Origin of the sequence: Nonomuraea sp. NPDC049784 (assembly GCF_040659615.1) — a bacterium.
In the GTDB taxonomy this organism is placed as follows: Bacteria; Actinomycetota; Actinomycetes; order Streptosporangiales; family Streptosporangiaceae; genus Nonomuraea.
The window spans coordinates 1-3057 of the sequence record NZ_JBFAMX010000902.1 but is presented as its reverse complement, the minus strand read 5'-3'; the positions used below and the strand labels follow the sequence as shown (position 1 = coordinate 3057).

Below are 3057 nucleotides of genomic sequence, written 5' to 3'. Positions count from 1 at the left end.
CGCCGCGCCGGCCACCGCCTGCTCGGCGTCGCCTGCGGCGAGCTCTGTTCGGCAGTAGTCGTAGAGGCGGGCTCCGTGCTTGTCGCACAGGTCGCGAATGGCCTGGCGAGCGTCGTCAGACAGGGTTCGCCACATCCGGCGTCACACCTCCTCCAGTCAGTACGCGGAAACGGGGGTCGTCACCTCTTCCCGGGCACGGTGTCCAGGAGCTTCCCTGGCACGGTGTCCAGGAGCGAGGCCTGAGCCAGGTAGGCGCGCGTCGCGTCCGGGTCGCCCGCGATGGCCCGCAGCCCGGCCATGGCCGCCGCCAGCCTGGCACTGTCGTGCTCCCGCACGCCCACGAGCCGGGTCTCACCGCGCGGGATCACTCGTTGCAGCAGCACCGAGCGCCGCCGCCAGGCCCATGCCTCCAGCGCGGCCGGCGGGGCGAAGCCGCCGATCGCGGCCGCGATCACCTGGCCCACCTCGGCGGCGTCGTGGATGCCCGCGTTCATGTTGAGCCCGCCGACCGTGGACGTCAGGTGCGCGGCGTCGCCCACGAACAGCACCCGGCCGCACCGGTACGACGTCAGCACGCCTCTGGACAGCCCGAACCGGTCGGCGCCCGTCACGTGGATCGGCCCGCTCGCCCCCGGCAGGGCCCGGCGGACCAGCAGGGACAGGTTGGAAGGCGACAGCGGCTCGTGCGCGTCGCAGGGGATCTTGAAGATGATCCGCCAGTGGTCGGGCAGACCGAGCAGGGTGCACGACTGCTGCACGTCCCGCACGTAAGTCAGCGGCGCCAGGCTCGGCAGCAGCCGGTCCAGCGGCGAGTCGGTGAACACCCGCAGCGCCTGCGTCGGATAGGCGGACCTGGGGAACGGCAGTCCCAGCGAGCCGCGCACCGTGCTGTGCGCGCCGTCGGCGGCGATCATGTACCGGGCCCGCGTCCAGGTGTGGCCGACGCGGACCCGGATCCCTGTGCCGCCTTCCGCCACTCCGTCCACGCGGGTGCCGAATCGCACATCCACGTCCGGGTAGGCACTCAGGGCGGCGAGCAGCAGCGGGGTCAGCGAGGCCTGGTCGGCGTGGATCCTGAATGGATGCCTGGTCAGGCCGTTGAGCCGGTTCATGCCCATCTCGGCCAGCACGATCCCGGACCGGTCGCGCCACTGCACGCGATCCACGACGCGGCCCTTGGCGACGAGCTGGGAGGCCACGCCGAGGTCGTCGAGCAGGTCGAGCGTGGCCGGATGGAACGTGCAGGCCCTGGTCTGCTTGCTGAGCTCGTTCTCGCGCTCCAGCACGGTGACCGGGATCCCGGCTCTGGCCAGCGACAGCGCGGCGGTCAGCCCCGCGGGCCCCGCTCCCACCACGATGACGCCGTTCATGCGGCGCCTCCCATGTAGCGGCGGTGCGGCACGCGCGCGAGCGTCACGTGTTGCCCGATGGCCCTGGACAGAGCCCACCAGGCCGTGCAGAGGTTGGAGGTCAGCAGGATCCGGTCGTTGCCGGCGCTGAGCGGCCCGAGCACGGGCAGCGTGGCCATGCCGGTGCCGGTGAACAGCAGCACCGCGTCCCCGGGCAGCTCCGCCAGCTCGATCTGGCTGATCAGCTCGGCCGGGGTGACCGCGTACGAGGAGTAGCCGTTCTTCGCGCGTACCTGGACGACCTGGGTGACGTTCAGCCCGGCCGACTTCCAGAACCGCTCGGCCAGCTCCGTCAGCCACGGCTGGTACGGCGAGACCAGCACGATGTCGCTCACGTCGGCGTGGTCCATCGCCTCGCGCGCGGCCTGCGTGGCCGAGGCGAACGGCACCCCGGTCGCGGCCGTCAGCTCGGCGCACTGGTCGCGGTCCTCGTCGGGGCCGAGCAGGTAGCGGGGCTCGCTGCAGGCCATGACCATCGCGCTCAGCGGCAGGCCGTCGAACGCGTAGACCATGGTGGGCAGGGCCTCGTTGTAGCTCTCCAGCCGTTCGGCCAGGGATCCCGGCCGTACCGGGAAGCGCGTGACGTGCATGTCGGCGCGCGACCCGAGCAGGCGGGTCAGCTCAGGCTCCGCCGAGGGGTTCGCGGGCGCCACGATCACGCCCACCCTCCCGCGGCTCACCGGATACTCCGGGCGAGGACGGTGCGCATATGGGATCTCCTCCTGTGCGGGAAGGGTGGGTGTTCAGGAAGCGCGGTGCCGCAGGGCCTGGTCGATCTCGGTAATGGCCTCCACGGACACCTGCCGGATGCGGCGCAGCCGGTGCACGGTGCGCGCCGATCCCGCCGGTGGGGCGTCGCCCTGCTCCTCGCCCCAGGACGGCGGCGGCGCGTGCCTTGCCCCGCGGGCGTGGAATTCATGCGGTTGTGACCTGCGCAGCTCATCCGTGAGCATGATCGCTCCTGTTCATCGCGGGTTGACGTGGTTCGGCGAGGGGCCGGCGGAGTTTCGCCGGCCCCTCTTCCGCCGTGCGTTGAGATCCAGGTTCGGTCTCACGGCCCGACGCCCCGGCGACCCGCACCAGCGCCGTGGCGGCGAGCAAGACGGCGGCCAGGAGAACGGCCACCAGGACGGAGGCACGCCCGGACACGGGCACCTCCAAGAACGGCCGGTCGATCAGCACCATGGCGCCCACCACGCCGATCGCCCCACCCAGCATCGCTCCTCCGCCCGGAGCGAGGCCTCCGCCGTGGCCGGCCTCGACGAGCCCGACGCGGCGGGCGGCCGGCACGGCCGCCGGAATCGCCGCGATCATGGCTGTCAGCAGCCCGGCCTTCTCCACATAAGGCGGCCCCATGGCGAGCACGGCGAACGAGGCCGAGCCTGACAGGCAGGACGCGCCCGCCGTCCACGGGAGACCGCGTCGTCGCCGTAGCCGCAGGTCGATCGCGCCCGTACGACGCCGCCACGAGGTCGCGAACGACCCCGCGAGCAGCACCGCGAGCGCGGCCGCACGGCCCGGCGGACGCTGAGAAAGCCAGCCCCAGGCGCTACCCCTCGTGTTGGCCAGCACGCCAGCCGCGACCGCGCTGGCCAACAGCACCGAGCCGACTAAGTCGGGCACGTGCCGCACGGTGCCGGGGGGGCGG

General features: G+C 72.7%; 3 protein-coding genes and 1 pseudogene. All 4 read right to left on the bottom strand.

Translation table 11 applies throughout. The features are described 5' to 3' along the window. Nucleotides 1–179: 179 nt before the first annotated feature. Nucleotides 180–1370, bottom strand: a complete 1191-nt coding sequence (locus AB0J09_RS60710) for an FAD-dependent oxidoreductase (RefSeq protein ID WP_360713003.1) — start codon at nt 1368–1370, stop codon at nt 180–182. Further along, nucleotides 1367–2089: a hypothetical protein gene (locus AB0J09_RS60705; RefSeq protein WP_360713000.1), complete on the bottom strand. Its 723-nt coding sequence runs from the start codon at nt 2087–2089 to the stop codon at nt 1367–1369. Before AB0J09_RS60705 ends, AB0J09_RS60710 begins: the two co-directional genes overlap by 4 nt. A 63-nt stretch (nt 2090–2152) precedes the next feature. Next, nucleotides 2153–2362, bottom strand: coding sequence for a hypothetical protein (locus AB0J09_RS60700; protein ID WP_360712997.1), 210 nt, complete (start codon nt 2360–2362; stop codon nt 2153–2155). Beyond that, a pseudogene (locus AB0J09_RS60695) lies at nt 2349–3057 on the bottom strand (hypothetical protein); the annotation flags it as partial. The pseudogene AB0J09_RS60695 and the gene AB0J09_RS60700, both read right to left, overlap by 14 nt.